This window comes from Streptosporangium sandarakinum (assembly GCF_013409935.1).
Taxonomy (GTDB): domain Bacteria; phylum Actinomycetota; class Actinomycetes; order Streptosporangiales; family Streptosporangiaceae; genus Streptosporangium; species Streptosporangium nondiastaticum.
The window spans coordinates 2,474,223-2,494,949 of sequence record NZ_JACCCO010000001.1 but is presented as its reverse complement, the minus strand read 5'-3'; the positions used below and the strand labels follow the sequence as shown (position 1 = coordinate 2,494,949).

General features: G+C 73.6%; 14 protein-coding genes and 1 pseudogene. 10 read left to right on the top strand and 5 right to left on the bottom strand.

The window, feature by feature from the left end; genetic code table 11:
- Nucleotides 1–24: 24 nt before the first annotated feature.
- Together HDA43_RS10940 and HDA43_RS10935 are read right to left on the bottom strand one after the other, a co-directional pair.
- Nucleotides 25–2,940, bottom strand: a complete 2,916-nt coding sequence (locus tag HDA43_RS10940) for a CDP-glycerol glycerophosphotransferase family protein (protein ID WP_179819602.1) — start codon at nt 2,938–2,940, stop codon at nt 25–27.
- A gap of 181 nt (nt 2,941–3,121) precedes the next feature.
- On the bottom strand, nt 3,122–4,615 hold the full coding sequence (locus tag HDA43_RS10935; RefSeq protein ID WP_179819601.1) for an NAD(P)/FAD-dependent oxidoreductase: 1,494 nt from the start codon (nt 4,613–4,615) through the stop codon (nt 3,122–3,124).
- A gap of 389 nt (nt 4,616–5,004) precedes the next feature.
- On the opposite strand from HDA43_RS10935, the gene HDA43_RS36365 reads away from it, so the two are divergent.
- The 4 genes from HDA43_RS36365 (at nt 5,005) to HDA43_RS10915 (ending at nt 11,529) form a co-directional block, all read left to right on the top strand.
- Nucleotides 5,005–8,427, top strand: coding sequence for a bifunctional glycosyltransferase/CDP-glycerol:glycerophosphate glycerophosphotransferase (locus HDA43_RS36365; RefSeq protein ID WP_179819600.1), 3,423 nt, complete (start codon nt 5,005–5,007; stop codon nt 8,425–8,427).
- Nucleotides 8,428–8,633: 206 nt separating this feature from the next.
- A complete protein-coding gene (locus HDA43_RS10925) occupies nt 8,634–9,446 on the top strand; it encodes a CDP-alcohol phosphatidyltransferase family protein (protein WP_246423953.1) in 813 nt (270 codons plus the stop codon).
- 25 nt (nt 9,447–9,471) lie between these two features.
- The gene (locus tag HDA43_RS10920) at nt 9,472–10,482 is read left to right on the top strand and encodes a sulfotransferase family protein (RefSeq protein WP_179819598.1); all 1,011 of its coding nucleotides are present in this window, start codon (nt 9,472–9,474) and stop codon (nt 10,480–10,482) included.
- Nucleotides 10,483–10,485: 3 nt separating this feature from the next.
- Nucleotides 10,486–11,529, top strand: coding sequence for a sulfotransferase family protein (locus HDA43_RS10915; RefSeq protein ID WP_179819597.1), 1,044 nt, complete (start codon nt 10,486–10,488; stop codon nt 11,527–11,529).
- Here the strand turns inward: HDA43_RS10915 and HDA43_RS34930 are convergent.
- From HDA43_RS34930 to HDA43_RS10895, 3 genes are all read right to left on the bottom strand, one after another.
- Entirely contained in the window at nt 11,519–12,739 is a 1,221-nt protein-coding gene (locus HDA43_RS34930) for a glycosyltransferase (protein WP_312873181.1), read from the bottom strand. The genes HDA43_RS10915 and HDA43_RS34930 overlap by 11 nt on opposite strands.
- The gene (locus tag HDA43_RS34925) at nt 12,736–15,846 is read right to left on the bottom strand and encodes a CDP-glycerol glycerophosphotransferase family protein (protein ID WP_312873180.1); all 3,111 of its coding nucleotides are present in this window, start codon (nt 15,844–15,846) and stop codon (nt 12,736–12,738) included. Before HDA43_RS34925 ends, HDA43_RS34930 begins: the two co-directional genes overlap by 4 nt.
- A 114-nt stretch (nt 15,847–15,960) precedes the next feature.
- Nucleotides 15,961–16,479 (bottom strand): SgcJ/EcaC family oxidoreductase, encoded by a 519-nt coding sequence (locus HDA43_RS10895; RefSeq protein WP_179819596.1) that lies wholly within the window; start codon nt 16,477–16,479, stop codon nt 15,961–15,963.
- Nucleotides 16,480–16,545: 66 nt separating this feature from the next.
- Between HDA43_RS10895 and HDA43_RS10890 the strand changes: the two genes are divergently transcribed.
- The 6 genes and pseudogenes from HDA43_RS10890 (at nt 16,546) to HDA43_RS10865 (ending at nt 20,694) form a co-directional block, all read left to right on the top strand.
- Nucleotides 16,546–17,004 (top strand): MarR family winged helix-turn-helix transcriptional regulator, encoded by a 459-nt coding sequence (locus HDA43_RS10890; protein WP_179819595.1) that lies wholly within the window; start codon nt 16,546–16,548, stop codon nt 17,002–17,004.
- Between the two features lie 94 nt (nt 17,005–17,098).
- The gene (locus HDA43_RS10885; RefSeq protein ID WP_179819594.1) at nt 17,099–17,653 is read left to right on the top strand and encodes a GNAT family N-acetyltransferase; all 555 of its coding nucleotides are present in this window, start codon (nt 17,099–17,101) and stop codon (nt 17,651–17,653) included.
- Between the two features lie 133 nt (nt 17,654–17,786).
- Nucleotides 17,787–18,287 (top strand): annotated as a pseudogene (locus HDA43_RS10880) (RNA polymerase sigma factor); the annotation flags it as partial.
- Between the two features lie 80 nt (nt 18,288–18,367).
- The gene (locus tag HDA43_RS34920) at nt 18,368–18,922 is read left to right on the top strand and encodes a hypothetical protein (protein ID WP_246424451.1); all 555 of its coding nucleotides are present in this window, start codon (nt 18,368–18,370) and stop codon (nt 18,920–18,922) included.
- 105 nt (nt 18,923–19,027) lie between these two features.
- A complete protein-coding gene (locus HDA43_RS10870) occupies nt 19,028–19,567 on the top strand; it encodes an RNA polymerase sigma factor (RefSeq protein WP_179819591.1) in 540 nt (179 codons plus the stop codon).
- Nucleotides 19,564–20,694 carry a CU044_5270 family protein gene (locus tag HDA43_RS10865; protein WP_179819590.1) on the top strand — a complete coding sequence of 377 codons (1,131 nt, stop codon included), beginning with the start codon at nt 19,564–19,566 and terminating at the stop codon, nt 20,692–20,694. The genes HDA43_RS10870 and HDA43_RS10865 overlap by 4 nt, the downstream gene beginning before the upstream one ends.
- The last annotated feature ends 33 nt before the right edge of the window (nt 20,695–20,727 follow it).

Here is a 20,727-nt window from a genome sequence, read left to right as displayed (position 1 = left end):
AGCGGTCTGCGGAGGAGGCACGGTTCATCGGGCGGCCTCCGGGAGTCGGGGGACTTCGGGGGATCGGGGGGCTTCGGGGAAGAACGCGTCCACGACCGCGCGGGCGGCCCGCCCGTCGTCCAGGGCGCACCAGCGGGCGCGGAAGTCCGCGTAGCGCTCGCCGTACCGCTCGGTGACCGTGTCGAGCCGGTTCAGCGCGGCGACGAGCTCGCCGGGGTTGCGCAGCAGCGGTCCCGGGGCGAGCCGCTCCAGGTCGAAGCAGACGCCCCGCCGGTCCGTGGCGTAGTGCTCGTAGTCGTCGGCGTAGTAGAGGATGGGCCGCCCCAGGCAGGCGTAGTCGAACATGATCGAGGAGTAGTCGGTCACCAGGACGTCGGAGGCCAGCATCAGGTCGTTGACCTCGGGGTAGGACGAGGCGTCCCGGACGAGGTGGCCGAGCGGGTCCGGCACGGTGAAGCGGTCGAAGGGGTGGGCGCGCACCAGGATCACCCAGTCGCGGCCCAGCTCGGCGGCCAGGACCTGCGGGTCCAGCCGGATCGACTCCCCGCTGAAGCGCCGTTCGTCGCGGTAGGTGGGCGCGTAGAGGATCACCCGCCTGCCCTCGGGGACCTCGAAGAACTCCCGCGTCCGCCGCGCCCGCTCGCGCTGCTCGGGCTCGTCGTGCCGGACGAGCACGTCGGTGCGGGGATACCCGGCGTGCAGCGCCTCACCGGTGAACCCGCTGGCGTCGCCGAAGTCGCGGCGGAAGTCCGGGCCGGGGGTGAGCAGGACGTCCCAGCGCGCCACCGCCTCGGCGTACCTCCTGGCCATGGCCGGCTGGGCGCGCAGCCGGGGATCGTTCAGGCCCATCTTCTTGAACACCTGGCCGTGCCAGGTCTGCAGGTACCGGGTGGCCCGGCGCTTGCGGTAGCAGTACGGGAGGTTGTGGCTGTCCACCCAGTAGCGGGCGCGGGCCAGGAACCACGCGTGGCGGAAGGTGTTGCGCCTGACCAGTACGGCGTCGCGGGGGAAGTGCGCGGTGTCGCCGGTGTGCGACCAGACGACCCTGATCGGGGCGTCGCGCCGCCGCAGCTCCTCGTAGACGTAGCGGGGATTGCCGGTGTAGGCGCCGCCCTCGGCCGACTCGAACACCGCCAGCCGCCGGTCCACCGGCGTCAGCGCGGCGGCCAGCCGGTAGAAGCGGCCCAGGTTGCGCGGGGTGGCCAGGCGCAGCGGGAGGTCCCGCCACAGCTCGGCCGCCCGCGCGAGCCGCCCCCGCCGGGGGGCCGGGCCGATCCGGCGCGCGGTCAGGCGGAACGGGACGTCGGCCGACGCCTCCAGCACCAGACGGCCGGCGGACAGGGTGCCGGTGGAGGTGAACGACAGGTCGGGGAAGGCCAGCACGGGCCGGGAGCAGGAACGCCCGCCCTCGGCGAGCGACAGCTCGACCGACTGGGGTTTCACCGCGTCCTCCGGCCAGTCCAGCGCGGACAGGTCGAGCGTCACCTCCCACTCCCGTGTCCCGTCCGGCGCGGATCCGTCCGGCGCGGATCCGGCGGGCGCGGGCTCACCGTGCGGCGCGGCCGGTTCGGACGCGGGCCCGCCGTACGGTGCGGCCGGTCCGGACGCGGGCCCGCCGCGCGGCACGGCCGGCACGGGTTCGGCCGGTAGCGCGGCGATCGTCCGTTTCCGGCCGCCGATCCGCAGCCGGGCGGTCGGCGCGCGGCCGTCGAGCACCCGGCCGGGGTCGTAGGTCCGCAGGCGGAGCCGTATCCGGTCGCCGGACGCCTCCAGGTCGGCGAGCTCGTGCCGGAGCAGCGCGGAGGCCAGCGGCTGCTCGCCCAGGTGCGACTCGGTGACGTCCAGCTCCTCGCGGCCCCGCTCGGTCGCGGGGACCGTCTCCCCCCAGAAGACGCGGGCGCCGTGCCCGGTGACGGCCCGGGGCGGGACCCACCTGCCGCCCAGCTCGACGGCGGCGACGGCGGCCTCCTCGTGGCGGCCCTCGCGCAGCAGTTGCACGCACACCCGCTCGGCCCGGCTCGACCGCCGGACGGCCGCCGGCTCCAGCGTGTCCACGTACGGGACGACGATGTCGGCGAACGCGGCGATCCACCCCGGGTCGCGCCGGGGCAGGTCACCGAGGTAGAGACGCAGGTCGTGGGAGAGGAAGCGGAAGTCCTTGTCCTCCTTCAGGTCGAGGGAGCCGGTGGCGGCCAGCACCCGGTCGGTGAGCTCGGCCGCCGCGATCCGCTGCCGCACGTTCTCCAGCTCGTGCCGCCGGGAGGAGATCGACGTCGTCGCCGGGGCGGCGGCGAGCAGCCACCGGTAGACCGGCCAGGGGACGACGGCGAACAGCTTGCTGTGGCAGAACAGCTCCGTGGACCAGACGATGTCCTCGTGGTGGATGCCGGTGGGGAAGCGGATGCCGGTCGCCTCCAGGAAGGCCCGCCGGTACAGCTTGTTGGTGGCCAGGCAGTTGAACAGCAGCTCGGGCTCGGCGCGGACGCCGTGCACGACCCGGCGCTCGGCGAAGAGCCGGGGGTACCAGAGGGTGGTGTTCCCGGTCCCCTCGTCGACGCGCTCCACGGTGCCCATGACGAAGTCGGCGCCGGTCGCCTCGGCCTCCAGCAGCAGGCTCTTGCAGGCGTGGCGGGGCAGCTCGTCGTCGCTGTCGAGGAACATCACGTACGGCGCCGCCGCGGCGTCCATGCCCGCGTTGCGGGGGGCGCCGCAGCCGCCGCTGTTGGCCGGCAGCCGGATGCAACGGACCCTCGGGTCCTCCCGGGCGAGCGCCGCGACCACCGCCGGGGTGTCATCGCCGGAGCAGTCGTCCACGATGATCACTTCGAGGTTCTTGAGGGTCTGGCTGAGGACGGATCGTACGGCTCGCGGCAGCCGGGGCGCGTCGTCGTAGGTGATGACGACCACGCTGACGTCCGGAACCGTGGAACGCTGTGTCATGGATGCGAACTCCGGTCGGATGTAAGGGGGTTTGCAGGGGTCCGGCGGGCGTCCCGCCGCGCGGGGCCCGCCGCCCGCCCGGCGGAAGGGCCGGGCCGGAGACGGGGCGGAAAGCCCGGGACGGGCCGAAGGGCCCGGGACGCGGCGGAAGCCACGGGAGGAGCCGGGGACGCGGGGCGGATCACGGATGCGGGGCGGCCGTCTCCACCAGGACGGGGGCGGCACGGCCGGTGCCCGCAGGGGCGGCGCCGCCGCCGGAGGAGCCGGGGCCGGAGCGCTCCTCGTGGTAGTCGGCGTCGACGTTGACCTCCCACACGTCGTGCCGGGCACCGTCGGCGACGTTCTCCACGGCCAGCATCGCGGTGAGCATCGAGTGGTCCTGGTTGTTGTAGCGGTGCATGCCGTTGCGGCCCACCGGGTGGACCTCCGGCCACTCCACGTCGAGATACTTCCTGATCGTCTCGACGTGGCCCGCGTAGCCGGCGTCGTAGACCGGGTACGCCTTCGGCATCCGCACCACGTAGCCCTGCCGGACCGCGCCGGGCGTGACCAGGCCCAGGCGTTCCAGCTCCCCGGTGCCGAAGGCCACGAGGTCGTCGTCGGGGGCGTCCCACAGGTCGTCGCCCTCGTTGACGAAGTACTCCAGGCCCAGGCACGTCAGGCCCTCCCGCACCAGGTAGGGCGACCAGGAGCCGTAGTTCTGCACGCGGCCCAGCCGTACCTCGGGGGAGTGGATGTAGATCCAGTTGTCCGGGAAGGAGAACCGCTCGGGCACCACCAGCGCGACCGTCAGGAAGTCGCGGTGCCGCAGGCCCGCCGCGGCCTCGGCCACGACGTCCGGCACGTCCGGGCCGAACGCCCGGACGAGGTCGCCGAGCGGCATGGAGGAGATCAGCGCGTCGCAGCGGACCTCCCGGCTGACGCCGCCGTCCAGGACGGTGACCACCAGGCCGCCGGAGCCGCGGCGCACCCGCCCGACCCGGACGCCGAGACGCACCGGGCAGCCCCGCTCGCGGACCCGCTCGGCGCAGGCCTCCCACATCATGCCTGGCCCCAGCCGGGGGTAGCGGAACTCCTCGATCAGGCTGGTGACCTCGGTGCCGCCCCGGCCCGGCCGCAGCGCGGCGAGCACGGCCCGGCCCAGCGAGAGGTTCCTGATCCGCTGCGCCGCCCAGTCGGCCTGGATGCTCGCCGCCGGGACGCCCCACACCTTCTCGGTGTAGGTGCGGAAGAAGATCTCGTACAGCCGGCGGCCGAACCTGGCGGTGACCCAGCCCTCGAACGTCGACTGGTCGGCGGGCGGGCGCAGCCGGGCCCCGGCGTAGGACGCCACGCAGCGCGCCGACTCCAGCGGGCCGAGGTTGCGCAGCGCGTTGGACGCCCGGAGCGGGTAGTCGAAGAAACGGCCGCCGTAGTGGATGCGGCTCATCCTCGGCCGGAGCAGGAAGTCCTCCTCGCCGAGGATCTCGTTCCAGAACTCCTCCACCCGCGCCACCTTCGTGAAGAAGCGGTGGCCGCCGATGTCGAAGCGCCAGCCGTCGCGCTCCACGGTCCGGCTGATCCCGCCGACCACGTGGTCGGCCTCGAAGACCTCACACGGCAGGCCCCGCCGGGTCAGCTCGTAGGCGGCGGTGAGCCCGGCGGGCCCCGCCCCCACGATGACTGTCGACTCCATGCGCTTCCCCCCGCGGACGATTTCCCCGTTCCCGGCCGTTTCCGGTTCCCCGTTCCCGGTCGATCCCGGCCGTTTCCGGCGACCGGCGGCCCGGCGAATCGATCGTGTCGGACCGGGGGGCGATTGCGGAGGGTCATCGCGACTTGCTAGGGAGTGTGCATTCCCAGCCTTGACCCGTCGGTGGGGAAGCGGTGCCTTCCCTTTGGGAGACGCCCGCGGCCACCCGCCCGCCCGGCGGCCCCGCCGGACCCCGCGCGCGGCCGCACGGAGACGCGAGGGACGGTCAAGACTCGGTCAGCTCGTTCCATCGCGGCCGCATTCCGGTGCCCGCCGGACCGCGGACGCGGCCATGCTGGGCCGGGCGATTTCCGACTACCGGAGGACCGATCGTGGCCCTAGTGAGCGTCATCGTGCCCATCTACGACGTGGAACCGTACCTTGAGGCGTGCCTGGCGTCGGTGGCCGCGCAGACCTGGAGCGACATCGAGGTCGTCATGGTGGACGACGGCTCGCCCGACTCCAGCGCGGAGATCGCCGCCGCCTTCGCCGCCCGCGACGGGCGGTTCCGGCTCGTCCGGCAGGAGAACGGCGGCCTGGGCGCGGCGCGCAACACCGGTGTCCGGCACGCCTCCGGCGAGTTCCTCGCCTTCCTCGACAGCGACGACCTGCTCCCGCCGACCGCGATCGAGACGATGGCGTGCGCCCTGCTGGAGAGCGGCTCGGACCTGGCGACCGGCAACGTGCTGCGCTTCAGCGGCCACGGGGTGCGCCAGTCGCCGATGCACCGGGCCATCTTCACCCGCTCGGCCAGGCGGACCCACGTCACCCGCGACGACATCCTGCTCAAGGACCGGCTGGTCACCAACAAGCTGTGGCGCCGCGCCTTCTGGGACCGCAACGACCTGCGCTTCCCCGAGGGGGTGCTGTGGGAGGACATCGCGGTCGCGCTGCCCGCGCACTTCCTCGCCGAGGCCGTGGACGTGCTGAGCGTCCCCGTCTACCTGTGGCGGGAACGCGAGGGGGAGAGCACCTCGATCACCCAGAACCGGGCGCACGTCAAGGGCGTCGAGGACCGCTTCGCCGCGGTCCGCTCGGTGCGGGACTTCCTCGTCCGGACCGGCCGCGCCCGCCACCTGCCCGCCTGGGACCGGATGGTCCTCGACAGCGACCTGCCCAACTTCCTGCAGGTGCTCGACCAGGCCGACGACGACTTCCGGCGGCGCTTCAGCGACCTGGCCCGCGCCTACCTGGAGGAGGCCGGCCCGAAGGTCCTCGCCTCCGTCCCCGCGCCGCGCCGCGTCAAGTGGGAGCTGGTACGGCAGGACCGGGTGGACGACCTGCTGCGGGTGCTGGAGTGGGAGCGGACCGCCAAGGCGAACACCCGCGTCACCGGCGGCGGCGTGCGCGGCTACCACCTCAACTGCCCGGTGCCGCTGCCCGGGTCCGTCACCCGGATGCGCAAGGAGCTGGACCTGCGTCAGCGGGTGGACGAGCTGCGCCGGCAGGACGACCGGCTGGTCGTCGACGGCCGGATCTCGCCGCGTCATCTGCGTCCCCGCAAGCGGATCCAGCAGCACATCGCCGCCTGGCTGGTCGAGGAGGACACCGGCCGCCGCGTCCGGCTCCGGGTGCGCAGGCGGCGCGGCCCGTCGCTGGTGGACACCGGCCCGCGGCGCCGTAAGGACTGGTGCGGGTTCCGTCTGGCGATCGACACGGCGGAGCTGCCCGCGGGCTCGTCGTGGCGGGTCGAGCTGCGTGTCCTGCACCGCGGCCTGGTACGGCGCGCCACGCTGGGCCAGCCCGGCCCGGCCGCGCGGCGGCCGGTGCTCGCCGAGCACGACCGGGGGACGGCGGTGTGGACGGAGTGGACGGCCGCCGACGAGCTCAGGCTGCGGGTCGACCGGCCGGCCGCCCGGGTCACCGGGCACCGGGTGGTCGACGGCAGGCTGTGGATCAGCGGCCGGTGCGAGGACGACCTGGGCGCCGGCCCGCACCTGCGGCTCACCCGCCCCCAGGGCGGGCGTGACCGCCGCTACCCGATGATCATCTCGGACGGCGGGACGTTCGACGCGATGATCGACCTCGACGGGGTGCTGTCCGAGCGGTGGCCGGACCTGGACCCGTCGAGCCTGGAGATGAGCGCCCTGAACCCCGGGGCCGAGTGGCGTTTCGACGTCGTCCCCCAGGTGGGGCCCGCCCGGCCGCTGGTCGTCGACGACGGTGTGGAGCGCGGCCTGCACCGCAGGCACGGCCGCGACGTGGTGGTGAGCCGGTCGGCGTCGGGCGGGCTGGTGCTGCGCGAGCAGCGGCCGACCTTCCACGTCGAGCGGGTCTGGTGGAGCGAGCGGGGCCACCTGGAGCTCGCCGGCGCGCCGATGCGCCCGATCGACGGCCCGGCGTGGCTGGTCGTCACCTCGCGCGGCCGGTTCAGCGAGCGGCTGTTCCCGATCGACGGCGAGCGCGTCACCGTGACCCCCGAGGCGTCCGAGACCCTCGGGGGCCGCCTGCCGCTGCCGTCGGGCGCGCACGGCTTCACGGTCCGCACCGCCGCGGGCGACATGCGGGTGGAGTTCCACCAGGCCGAGCCGCTGGAGCACGCCACCGGCAACCGCACCTTCACCTTCGACACCGACCTGATGGCGGAGGCGGTGCTCACGGTCGGCGGCGACCTGGGCGCCGAGGGGCGGCCCAAGCAGCAGCGGCTGCTGCGCGAGGAGTTCTACCCCGCCCGGCGCGCCGAGCCGCGGCGGGACGCCGTCCTGTTCGACAGCCACGGCGGGCGGCAGTTCTCCGACAGCCCCCGGGCGATCTACGAGGAGCTGCGGCGGCGCGGCGCGGACCTGGAGTTCCTGTGGAGCGTCCGCGACGGCCAGGTGGAGCTGCCCGAGGGGGTCACGCCGGTCCGGCGGTACGGGCGCGAGCACTACGAGGCGCTGGCCCGCTGCCGCTACGTCGTCACCAACGTCGACCTGCCCGGCTGGTTCGAGCGCCGCCCCGACCAGGTCGTGCTGCAGACCGGCCGCGGCACGCCGCTCAAGCGCGTCGGCTTCGACGTCGAGCGGATGCCGCTCGCCCGGCCCGACCACCACGAACGGCTGGCCTGGAAGGTCGCCCAGTGGAGCCACCTGATCTCGCCGAGCCCGTGGTGCACCCCGGTCCTGCGGCGCGCCTTCCGCTTCGACGGGGAGATCCTGGAGACCGGCCTGCCCCGCAACGACGTCCTGCGGCACGGCGACGCCGCCCGGATCAGGGCGCGGCTCGGCCTGCCCGAGGGCCGCCGGGTCGTCCTGCACCTGCCGACCTGGCGCGACGACAAGCTGTACGCCAGGGGTCGCTACCGGCTGGACCTGCGGCTCGACCTCCAGCGGATGTACGAGGAGCTGGGCGGTGACCACGTGCTCCTGATCCGCCGCCACCCGAACGTGGTGGACCGGGTGCCCCGGACCGGCGGGGACTTCGTCCGGGACGTCTCCGGCTACCCGGACGCCACCGAGCTGTATCTGGTCGCCGACACGCTGGTCACCGACTACTCGGCGGCGATGTTCGACTTCGCGGTGACCGGCCGGCCGATGGTGTTCCACGTCCACGACCTGGAGCACTACCGCGACGAGCTGCGCGGTTTCACCTTCGGCTTCGAGGCCGACGCGCCCGGCCCGCTGGCCCGCACGACCGAGGAGGTGACGGCGGCGATCAGGGGCGCCGCCGAGGCGGAGGCGAAGTACGCGGCGCTGTACGAGGAGTTCCGGGCGAGGTTCTGCCCGCTCGACGACGGCGGCGCGGCGGCGCGGGTCGTGGACCGCGTGTTCGGCTGACCGCGCGGGGCGCCTCTCCCGCGGCGGCGGGGGAGGGACGCGGGCCGTGTGTCCGGCCGGCCGGTCCGGTCCCTCCCTTTCCCAAAGCCGCGGATCTCAACGGCGCGGGACGGTCAAGAACTGGCATGGACATCGTCCGGTAGTTACAGAGCGTAGATGTGAAGCGACCATGTGTCGCCATGCTTGGACGCATGAGGGCCTATTCGTTGAACGACGTTCACGCGACCCGCAAACGAAGAGACTCCTGGTGGACGGTGTTCCTGGTCGATCCGGTGGCGTGCAGGCTCACCCTGTTCGTCGCCAACCGCACCTCCGTCACCCCCAACGGGCTCACTCGTCTGTCACTGGCCCTCGGGATGGGATCGGCGGCGTGCTTCGCGCTCGGACAGCTCGTGGCGGGGGCCGCGCTGTTCTACGTGAGCTTCATGGTCGACTGCATGGACGGCAAGATCGCCCGCCTCAAGGGGACGGGGACCGCCTTCGGCCTCTGGCTCGACTACGTCGGCGACCGCATCCGGGTCGTCTGCTGCGCCGGGGGGCTGGCGTTCGGGCAGTACACGGCGACGGGGGACCTGGCCTACATCCTGCTCGGCGCCGGCGTCGCCGTACTCGACCTGTTCCGCTACGTGAACGCACCGCAGATGAAGCGGGTGCGCGAGGTGGTCAGGGAGAACCGGGCCGAACGCCAGGCCGAACGCCAGGCCGAGCGCCAGGCCGGGTCCCACCCGGTGGAGCCCCGGCCGCCCAGGTCCGCCAGGAGACCCACGCTGCGCCGCAGGGCCGACCGGTTCCTCGCCCGGCACCGGGTGCGCAGCCACCTCATCAGCGGCATCGAGTTCCACGCGGCGGTGTTCGTGGTCGCCCCGCTCATCGGGGTGGTGGCGCTGCTGCCGGTGGTCGCCGTGGCAGGGGGACTGCTCCTGCTGAACGAGGTCTTCCTGATCCACCGAATGTGGCTTTTCGCCCGGGCGGTGCCCTCCGCACCGCGCCCGGAGAGCATGCAGCGCGTAGCTGTCTGATCATCTTCTACGGGGGTTCGTCGTCATGCAGTCAGACCGACCTGTGTTCGTCATCGGGTGCCCGCGCTCGGGCACCACCATGCTGCAACTCATGTTGCACTCGCATCCGCGCATCGCGGTGCCGCCCGAGACGAGGTTCGTGGTGCCCGGCTACTACCGCAGGTTCGTCTTCGGCGACCTGCGCGAGCCGGGGAACCGGCGCCGGCTGGCCAAGTGGATCGTCAACGACAAGGACACCAAGTTCAAGGAGCTCAAGCTCGACGGCGACAAGCTGATCGAGGACATCGTCGCCGGCCCGCCGACGCTGGGCTCGGCGATGGGCATCGCCTTCCGCTCCTACGCCGAGCAGTACGGAAAGTCCCGCTGGGGCGACAAGCGGCCCAGCTACTACCACCACGTGGACCTGCTGCTGCGGCTCTTCCCCGACGCCCAGTTCGTCCACCTGATCAGGGACGGCCGCGACTGCGTGGCGTCGCTGAAGGAGATGCCCTGGTACACCAAGGACATCTTCCACGCGGTGGTCAACTGGGCCGAGGCCATCGACTACGGCCGCCGCCACGCGAAGAACCTCCCGGCCGACTCCTACTACGAGCTGCGCTACGAGAACCTGACGGCCGACCCCGCGACCGAGCTGGCCGGGCTGTGCGAGTTCCTCGGCGAGGACTACGACCCGGCGATGTGCGAGCCGTCCCACGTGGCCCGGGTGGCGATCCCGCAGCACAAGGTCTGGCACAGCAACACCCACGGCGAGGTGACCACCGCCCGGTCCGGTTCCTGGCGGACCCGGCTGGAGCCGTGGGAGATCTCGGTCTGCGAGACCGTGCTGGGCGAGCGGCTCCAGGCGTTCGGCTACGAGCCGTCCGGCGCCCCCAAAGCCGAGAAGGCGCACGTCGAGGCGTGCGAGAAGGCGGCGTCCAAGCGGCGCTGGGCACGCCGCCGCAAGGAGCTCCGCGACCGCGTCAACCGGCTCCGCGAGCCGAGCCCGGTGGCGGCGCAGCTCACCACCCGGCAGCTCGGCGAACTGGCGAAGGTCTGACCGATGGAATCCGACCGGCCGATCTTCATCGTGGGCTGCCCCCGCTCGGGCACGACGCTGCTCCAGCTCATGACGCACGCCCACCACCGCATCGCGATCCCCCCGGAGACCCGGTTCATGGTCACCGCCTATCAGCGGCGGCTGCACTTCGGTGACCTGGAGGACCCGGCGCGCAGGCGCGAGCTGGCCGAGTGGGTGGTCAACCGCCGCCAGTCCCGCTTCCACGAGCTGGGGCTGGACGGCGAGAAGGTCGTCGAGGAGATCGTCGAGGGCCCGCCGACGCTGGGTTCGGCGCTGGGCACCGTGCTGCGCGCCTACGCGGCCCGGCACGGCAGGCCGCGCTGGGGCGACAAGCGGCCGTCGTACTTCCAGCACGTCGAGGTGCTGCTGCGGCTCTTCCCGGACGCGCAGTTCGTCCACCTGATCAGGGACGGCCGCGACTGCGTGGCGTCGCTGAAGGAGATGCCCTGGTACAACGGCACCGTCTACAGCGCGGTGGCGGCGTGGGCCGAGGCGATCGACTTCGCCCGGCACGGCGCCCCGAAGCTGCCCGCGGGCAGCTACCACGAGCTGCGCTACGAGGACCTCACCTCGGCGCCGGAGGCCCAGCTGCGCAGACTGTGCGAGTTCCTCGGCGAGGACTACGACCCGGCCATGTGCGAGCCGCAGCGGGTGGCCGACATCGCCGTCCCGGAGCGCAAGACCTGGCACTCGCGCACCCACGACGAGGTGACCACCGCCAGGACGGGCTCCTGGCGCGACCGCCTCGACCCGTGGGAGGTGTCCCTGTGCGAGAGCGTCCTCGGCGAGCGGCTCCAGGCCTACGGCTACGAGCTCAGCGGGGCGCCCAGGACCGACGCCGCGCGGATGGTCGCCTACGAGCGCACCGCCGCCAAGCGGAAGCTGGCCCGGGTCAAACGGGTGGCCTTCGACCGGCTGATCCGGCTCCGCGAGCCCAACCCGCTGGGTGCGCGGCTCACCTCGGCCCAGATCGTGCTGGCCGGGGTGCCCCAGCCGCGCACCGAACCCGTCTCGGTCAACGGGTGACCTGCGCGAACAGGGCCTCCCAGCGGTCCAGGACCCGCTCGGGGCGGAACGCCTCGACGTGGGCGCGGGCGGCGGCGCCCAGCCGCCGCCGCTCGTCCCCGGAGACCATCAGCCGGGCGAGCGCCGCCGCGAGGGCCGGCACGTCGGCCGGGGGGACCAGCAGCCCGGTCCTCCCGTGGACGACCAGCGACCGCACCCCGCCCGACACGTCGAACGCCACCGCCGGCACGCCGCAGGACGCGGCCTCGCCCACGACCAGCGGCAGCCCCTCGTGCTCGCTGGAGAGGGCCAGCAGCGACGCGGCGAGGTACTCGCGCTCCATGCCGGACGCGGGCACCACGCCGCGCAGGACCACCCGGTCCGCCACCCCGCACGCCGCCGCGTGCCCGCGCAGCCGTTCCCGCTCCGCGCCGTCCCCGACCAGGTGCAGCTCCCACCGCCCGTCGGCGGCGCCGCCGTCCGCCGGGTCGTGCGCCGCCTCGCCGTACGACGGCCCGGAGGGACGCCCGCCGTCCGCCGGGTCGCGCGCCGTCGCCTCGCCGTACGACGGCCCGCAGGGACATCCGCCGTCCACGGCCCGGACGGCCTCGGCGAAGGCGGAGATCAGCCGGTCGAACCGCTTGACCCCCTCCAGCCTGCCCACCCCCAGCACCCGGCGGCCGTCCAGCCCGGAGGCCCGGTACGGCCGGCCGGGCAGCGGGTTGGGGATCGCCCACGTGTTGGGCAGCGGCGCCTGCTCGGCGAACCGCCGCGCGTCGTCCTCGCTGAGGAACACCGCCGCCTCCAGCTCGCCGTAGCGGTCGCCGACCGCCCGCAGGTGCCAGGAGCCCCGCGCGTGCTCGTAGGAGCCGTGGTACTGGCCGATCGGCAGCAGCCGGTCCGGCAGCACGCCGGTGACCCGGGGCACCACGCCCGGCGAGGTGAGCACCGCGAAACCGGGCCCCGCCTGCCAGAACACCTCCCGCAGCCGCCGGCGCTCCCGCCGGGCGGCCACCCGGGAGATCCGGCCCGCGCCCGCCGGCGTCGCGTGGATCACGTGGTGGCGGTAGCCGGGCCGGTCCACGTAGCGGACGGGCGCCTCGGCGCGGTGCAGTCCCACCACGTGCACGTCGTAGCCCCGGCCGGCCAGGCCCTGCGCCACCGTGTGGGTGACCCGCTGGATCCCGCCGAGCGTGTCGGCGTCCAGGCACGCGAACACCACCGACGTCACCGGCCCGCCTCCCGAAGCCACGCCCCGGCCGCCCGGAACAGGTCGCTCCGAACCGTGAGCCGCCCGGACCGGCGGGCACGCCCGTTCCCGCCGGGACCGTTCCGCCCGGGGCGGGGCTCCGGCGGGACGCCGAAGAAGGCGTCGACGACCTTCGCCGACGCGTGCCCCTTCTCCTCCGCGCACCACAGCGCGTGGAACTCCGCGTACCGGGCGGCGAACGACGCCGACACCGACGGCAGGTCCCGCAGGGCGTCCACCACCTCCCGCGTCGTGGTCAGGCAGGGTCCGGGGGCGATCGCGGGCAGGTCGTGGCGGACGCCCCGCTCCAGGCGCCGGTACTCGTCCCAGTCGTCGATCAGGAACAGCATCGGCCGCCCGGTGACGGCGTAGTCGCACATCAGCGACGAGTAGTCGGTCAGCAGCGCGTCCGAGGCCAGGATGAGGTCGTTGACCTCCCGATACGACCCGGCCGGGCGGACGAAGTGGCGCAGGTGACGCGGCACGGTGTACCGCTCGACGGGGTGCGGGCGCAGCACCACCACCCACTCGCCGGCCAGCTCCCGGGCCATCAGATCCAGGTCGGCCCGGACCGACCGGCCGGAGAACAGGTCGTGGTCCCGGTAGGTAGGCGCGTACAGCAGCACCTTCCGTCCCGGCGGGATCTCCAGCTCGTCCCGCGCCCGCCGTACGGCCTCGTCGTCGCCGCGCACGAGCACGTCGCACCGGGGTGAGCCGTACCGCAGCACCGGGCCGCGGTAGCCGTTGGACGGCAGGAAGATCCGCTCGAACTCCGCGCTCGGCGAGACCAGCGCGTCCCACCGGGCCACCGCCGCCCGCCACCGCGCCCGCGGTCCGGGGAAGTCGGCCCGCAGGTCCGGGGCGTCGAAACCGACGGTCTTGATGCCCTGGCCGTGCCAGGTCTGCAGGTAGCGGGTGCGAGCCGGCTTGGGGAAGTCCAGCGGCATGCCGTGGCTGTCCACCCAGTACCCCGCCCTGGCCATGGTCCACAGGTGGCGCCAGCTCAGCCGCCGCACCAGGCGCGCGCCGGCCGGGAAGTTCCGCCGGTTCCGCGCCACCGACCACACCATGGTGAACGGGGCCCGCCGCCGCAGCAGCTCCTCGTAGACGTAGCGGGGATTGCCGGTGCAGCCGGCGCCGACGTCCGACTCGAACAGCACCAGGTCCCGGCGGGGCGGGACCACCCTGACCAGGCACCGGTAGACGCCGAGCTTGACCCGCGGGTCCCCGGCCCGCCGGATCGCCCGCCGTACGGCCGCGCGGCCGGCCCGCGCCACCCGGGCCGCGGGCCGCAGCGCGCTCCGCCTGCGGCGGCGCACCCGCAGGAACCCGGCCCGGCCCTCCATTCCGAGGACGACCGTGTACCAGAGGAGGGTGACGGTGACCGGCCGGGTCCCCGGGTCGGCGAGCAGCGGGCCGGCGGTGGAGCGGCCGTCGGGGCGGACCACCACGACCCGCGGGTCATGGCCGAACTCGCGGAACACGTCGAGCACGCGGAGTCCGCGAAGTCCCGTGCCGGGGCGGTCGCGCCCGAGCGCGGCCAGGTCGACGGTCACCTCGCTGACGTGGACGCCGTCGTCCCGCCGCCGCGGGGACAGGCGTGTCCGGCGGCCCGCGACGTCGAGGTACGCGCGCCAGCCGGGGTTGGCGGCCAGCACCCCGAACGGGTCGTAGGTGCGGATCGTCAGGGTGACCTCCGTCCCCGTGCGACCACCCGTACCCGTGCCCTTTCCCGCACGCATGCTCGTCCCCGCACGCGCGCCCGTCCCTGAACCCGCGCCCGTGCCCGTCCCCGCGCTCACGGGGCTCACGGGGCTGACCGAGGTCACGGCCGCCTCGTGGCGGAGCCGGGAGCCGCCGAACGGCAGCTCGGCCATCCGCAGCGCGGTGATGTCCATCTCCTCCGGAGGGATCGCCGCGCCCGGCTCCCGTTCCCCGGCCGGTGCGGCGGCGCCCGGTTCCCCGACCGGCACCGGCTCCCCTGAAGAAGCCCGTTCGCGGCCCCCGCCGGATGTCCCGTCCGCCCCCGGCGGCCCGAAGGCCCAGTAGGTCCGCCCGTCCCGCCGTACGGCGAAGCGCGGCGGGACCTCCGGATCGCTGAGCGACCGGGCGGCGACCACCAGCTCGTCGGCCCGCCCGGTGACGATGAGACGGCAGCAGACCCGCACGACCGGGTCGATCCCCGCGAACTCCCGCGGCCCGAACTCCGCCAGGTAGGGGCCGACGACCGCGGCGAACTCCGCCGCCCACGCCGGATCGCGGCGGGGCAGCGGGTCGAGGTAGACCCGCAGGTCCTGCCGGAGGAACCGGCGCCGCCGGTCGGGCACCAGGTCGCCCAGGCCGTTCCCGCGCAGCACGTCGTCGCTGAGCCGGGCCGCCCGGACCCGGTGCCGGACGTTGTCCATGTCGGTGACGCGCAGCGAGATCGACGGCTTCCCCGGGTCGCCGGTGGGGACCCGGTGCCACAGGTAGACGACCCACGGCACCACGGCGAACCGGCGCGCCGCGCAGTACAGCTCGGCGCTGAAGACGTGGTCCTCGTAGTGCAGGTCCTCCCGGAACGGCAGCCGCCGCAGCAGCTCGGCCCGGTAGAGCTTGTTGGTGCTGAAGGAGTCGAGGAACATCTCGGGCTCGCGGGCGATCCCCTCGACGGTCCTGCGCCGGGCGAACAGGTGCGGGTAGTAGGGGCGCGTCCGGCCGCTCGCCTCGTACAGCCGGGAGATCTGCCCGGTGACGAAGTCGGCGCCGGTCCGCTCGGCCTCCAGCAGCATGCTCTTGCAGGCGTGCCGGGTCAGCCGGTCGTCGCTGTCGAGGAACATCACGTGGTGGGCGCGGGCCGCCGCCACCCCCTGGTTGCGCGGTGCGCCGCAGCCGCCGCTGTTGACGTCGCGGCGCAGGTAGCGGACCCGGGCGTCCGCCCGCTGGAGCTCACGCGCCACCCGCTCGGTGCCGTCGGTGCTCGCGTCGTCCACGATGATCACTTCGATGTTCCGCAGCGACTGGCCGAGCACGGATCCCACGGCCCGGGGCAGGCGGGCGGCGTCGTCACAGGTGATGACGACCACGCTGCAGTCCGGCGGATTGATCACATTTCGAGATGTTCCCTGGACCGAGAGGGGGTTCGTCGGATTTGCGCATTGCGCACCGGAGTTTTTACCCGCGCCCGACAGGCGCCGCCCCGGGGGCCCGACGGGTCCGCTGGGTCAGCGCCGGCCGAGGCCGAGCCGGTGGGCGACGCGCGCCATCAGCTTGGACATCCTGGAGGGGAACGCGTCGGGTCCGGGAACGGTGACGGGGCGGACGCGGCCGTTGTGAATGGCGCCGATCCTCCAGCCCGCTTCTGTCCGCACCACGACGATGGTCTGCCGTGACAGCCGTCGCCTGGGGAGCGTGGACCGCCAGGGCATCAGGACGGAGGCCGTGCCGTGCACGATCGCCACGTCCGGCGTGAGGTGGCGGACCGACTCCAGGTCGCCGACCAGCGCCGAACCGGCCAGGACGCCGCGGAAGAGCTTGTCGTGGTTGTGCTGGTGGGCCCGGCGGCCGCGGGCGATGGTGCCGTCGTAGGAGACGTACTCGGAGTCCTCGGTGAACAGCGCGCCGAACGCCTGAGCGTCACCCGCCGTCCAGGCCGCCATGAAGTCGGTGAAGAGCTTTTCGATCTGGGCGGTGTCGCCGGTTCGCGTGCCGGAGGCGGATCCGGTGGGGGCGGTCGAGTGCATGGCGGTGCCTCCACGAGTGATATCTTCGTTTCGTTCAACGAAATGTACGATAACAGAAAGATTCGAATGTCGAAACATGATGTCGTCGGAGAGATCGCCATGGAGCTCCGGCGGCTACAGCAGAGCTTCGACGCCTTCGACGAGGCGGCCGCCGCCCGGCTCGGCCTCAACCGCACCGACCTGCGCTGCCTCGACGTGGTACTGGCCGAAGGCCCGGTGCCCGCAGGCCGGATCAGCGTCGCGCTGAAGCTGAGCCCTGCGGCCACCACCACGGTCATCGACCGGCTGGAACGCGCGGGCATGGTGGTCCGTTCCGCCGATCCGGGCAACCGCCGCCGCGTCCTGGTCGCCGCGACCGACGCCGCCCGGTCGGCCGAGGCCGAGATCTTCGTCCCCGTCGGTCAGGCGGGCGCCCAGGCGTTGCGGAAGTACGGGCCGGACGAACTGACCGTCATCCTCGACTTCCTGCGTACCGCCCGCGGGGTCCAGGAGGAGCAGGCCACCCGGGTCAGGGTCGTGTCCTGAATCGGGGCCGGTGATACGAGGCTTCCTGTCCGTCCCGCGCCATGCCGCGCGATATCCCGTTGCCCGCGCCCGCCGGGCACCGGATCATTCCGCCATGGAACTCAAGATCAGGCCCGGTGCTCCGGAGGACGTGGCGGCCGTGGAACGCGTGCGGGTGACGACGTGGCGAGCCGCCTACCGCGGCCTCATGCCCGACGGCTACCTCGGCGCGCTCGGAGTCGATCCGGACCGGGTGGTCCGGATGGAGCGGGGGCTGACCAACGCCCTGGCCGAAGGACGCACGCCGCTCGTGGTCGCCGAGACGGAGGGCGAGATCACCGGTTTCGTCAACTTCGGCCACTGCCGGGACGAGGAGATCGGCGGCGGAGAGGTCTTCTCCCTCTACGTACTGCCCGAGGCGCAGTCCGCCGGACTCGGACGGGCCCTGCTGGCGGACGCGGTGACCCGGCTGCGCGCCGCCGGGCACGAGGAGATCGGCCTGTGGGTCGCGACCGGCAACGGCCAGGCCCGCCGCTTCTACGAGCGCTTCGGCTTCGTCCCGTCCGGCCGCACCGGCACCCATCCGCTGCCCGAGCCGTACCCCCCGATCGAGGACACCCACTACCGCCTCGCCCCGACGGCGCCCGGCGACGCGCCGCTCCTGCCCTGAGGACCGTCCCGGGAAGCCGTCGATCCCCGGGGAGGCAGGGGCCGCCCGCCGCGGGCCGGAAAGGTCACGCACCGGCACGGGGCGGGGCCGGACCCGGTGAGAACCGGGTCCGGCCCACCGGGAGACAGCAGGCATGACACGAACAGAATCGGCCGAGAGGGTGGAGGAGGACGGTGATGCGGAACTCATCCGTCGCTCGCACGACGATCCGGAGTGGTTCGCCGGGATCTTCGATCGCTACGTCCGGCAGATCCACCGTTACGCGGCCCGTCGGCTCGGCACCCAGGCGGCCGACGACATCGCGGCCGAGACGTTTCTGATCGCCTTCCGGCGGCGCGCGTCCTACGACCTGACGCAGCGGCTGGCCAAGCCGTGGCTGTACGGCATCGCCACCAGGCTGATCGCCAGGCACCGGCGCAGCGAGGAACGGTACTTGAGGGCGCTGTGCCGTACGGGCCAGGACCCGCCGCCGGAACCGATGGCGGACGCGGTCGTCGACCGTGTGGCGGCCCAGGAGAAGGACCGCGTGCTGGCGGGGGCGCTGGCGGGCCTGTCTCGGGGCGATCGCGACGTGTTGCTGCTGGTGGCGTGGGGCGACCTGTCGTACGAGGAGGTCGCCGAGGCGCTCGGCATCCCGATGGGGACCGTGCGCTCGCGCCTGCACCGGGCCCGGAGGAAGACCAGGGCCGCCCTGGGAAATGAAAGCGGACCACCTTGGAGCTGTGGAACAGCGTGGACGGCAGGCAGACGGCCCTGGACGACGGCAAGGGCAGGCTCGTCATCCACGAGGCCGGTCCCGGCGTCACCGCCGCCGACCTGGCCGAGGCGCCCGTCACACCGGAGCGGGTGCTCGCCCGGATCAGGGCGGCCGTCGCCGAGACTCCCGCGCCGCCCGGCGATGACGTACCGGACGAGCAGCGGATCGTCGAGACGATCTCCCGGGTCATGAACGAACAGGCGCTCGAACCGGAAGTGCGGGCCGCGCTGTTCCGTGCACTGCCGATGATCGAAGGCGTGTCGGTCAAGCAGGACGCGGTGGACGCGGCCGGCCGGCACGGGGTCGCGTTCGCCTACACGGGGCGGTGGGAGCGCTTCGAGATCATCCTGAATCCGGAGGAGTACACCTATCTGGGGACGTACGGCGAGACCGTCGCCACCCGCACCTACACCACCCCCGCCGGAACACGCGAGGTCAAGGCGGGTACCCCCGTCGTGTGGACCGCGCATCTGCGGGCCGGGATCGTCGACGAGCCGGGCGAACGGCCGTAGAGGTGTGCGGCTGAGAACCCGGAAAGGGGTGAAAAATCCGGGAAGGGGGCGGTGGGTGAAGGGCAAGAAGAGACGTCCTGTCCTTCCGGCAAGGGAGACCCTTGCATGATCACCGTCCCCGACGCCGCGTCGGTCGCCGACCCCGAGCGGTTCGGCGCCGTCTTCGACGCGCACTACGAGGAGATCCGCCGCTACATCGGACGGCGGCTCGACCTCGACACCGCCGAGGACCTCGCCGCCGAGACCTTCCTCATCGCCTTCCGCCGCCGCCACCGGTTCGACCCCGCCCGGGGCGGGGTCCGCCCCTGGCTGTACGGCATAGCCACCAACCTGATCGGCCGCCACCGCCGGGCCGAGGTACGGCGTTACCGGGCCCTGGCCAGGACCGGCCCGCCACCCGACGACGACGGCCACGACCAGCGGATCGCCGACCGCGTGACGGCGGGGGTGACGGTCGGCCGGCTCTCGGGGGCGCTGGCGGGCCTGTCGAAGGGCGAGCGCGACGTGGTGCTGCTCGTCGCGTACGGCGGGCTGACCTACGACGAGGTCGCCCAGGCCCTCGGGGTCGCCTACGGCACCGTGGCCTCACGGCTCAGCAGGGCCAGGAACAAGCTGCACACGTCGCTCGGGACGGAGGTCCGATGAATGATTTCAGGCTCGTCGACGCGGTGATGCCCGACGTCACGCCGCCCGACCCGGCGAAGGTCGCCGAGGCGAGGGCGCGAGTGCTGGGCGGTCGGAAACCCCGGAGGGTCCCCCGGTGGGCCGGGGTGCTGGTGGCGGCGACCGCGACCGTCGCGGTCATCGGCACGGTCACGGTCGTCCCGAGGCTCGGCGGCGACCCGGCCGGGCAGGCCGTCACGATGACGCGGGCGAGCGCCGGTGAGGTGCTCGCCGCCGCCGCCGACCGGCTGGCCCGGCGGCCGGAGGCGACCGGCCGCCGGTACTGGCGCGGGGAGACGGAGCACTCCAACCGGGTACGGGTCAGCGTCGCGGGGCACACGTTCCTCGTCGAGGAACGCGGCGGACAGGTCCTGTGGGTGGGACCGGGCCGGAAACGGGTCATCGTGGCCAGCGGGCTCGGCACCCGGCCGGTGACCGCCGCCGACCGGGCCGAGTGGAAGAAAGCCGGCTCGCCCCGGCTCTGCGGCTCGGACACCGACTGCGAGAACGACATGCTCCCCGCCGGGAAGACGCGGTACATCGTCACCGACGCGGAGGAGGTGCTCCAGCGGGCGACCCTGGAGCTCAGCGCGCGGGAGATCCGCGACCTTCCCCGCGACCCCGCGGCGCTGAGGGAGAGGCTCCTGTCGTACTGGCCCGCCGAATGGAAGGCCAGGAAGAAGGACGTGCCCGCACAGGTGGTGCGGGCGGAGGCCGCCGAGCGGGACGACTGGCTGTGGAGCATCGGCGAGAGCCTCCTCCTGGACACCCCGGCCACGCCGGGGACCAGAGCGGCCGTCTACCGCATGCTCGCCGGGCTGCCCGGGGCCCGGGTCGTGGACGGGATCCGGGACGCCGACGGACGGGTGGGGGTGGCCGTCCTGCGCGGGGGCGGGCCCGGCGAGCCGGAGAAGCAGCTCGTGATCGACCGGGAGACGGGCGACCCGCTGGGGGTTCGGGAGGTGCCGCCCGCCCCGGCCACCGGCCGGAAGACCCTTCCGGGGACCGGCGTGTACTCCAGGGTGGTCAAGCGGCTCGGCTGGACCGACGACGAACCGGCCGTTCCGAAGGGCTGTGATCCGGACAGCGGGAAGGGGTGCCTGCGCTGAGCCGATCGTCTGCACCGTGGGCGACACCGTGAG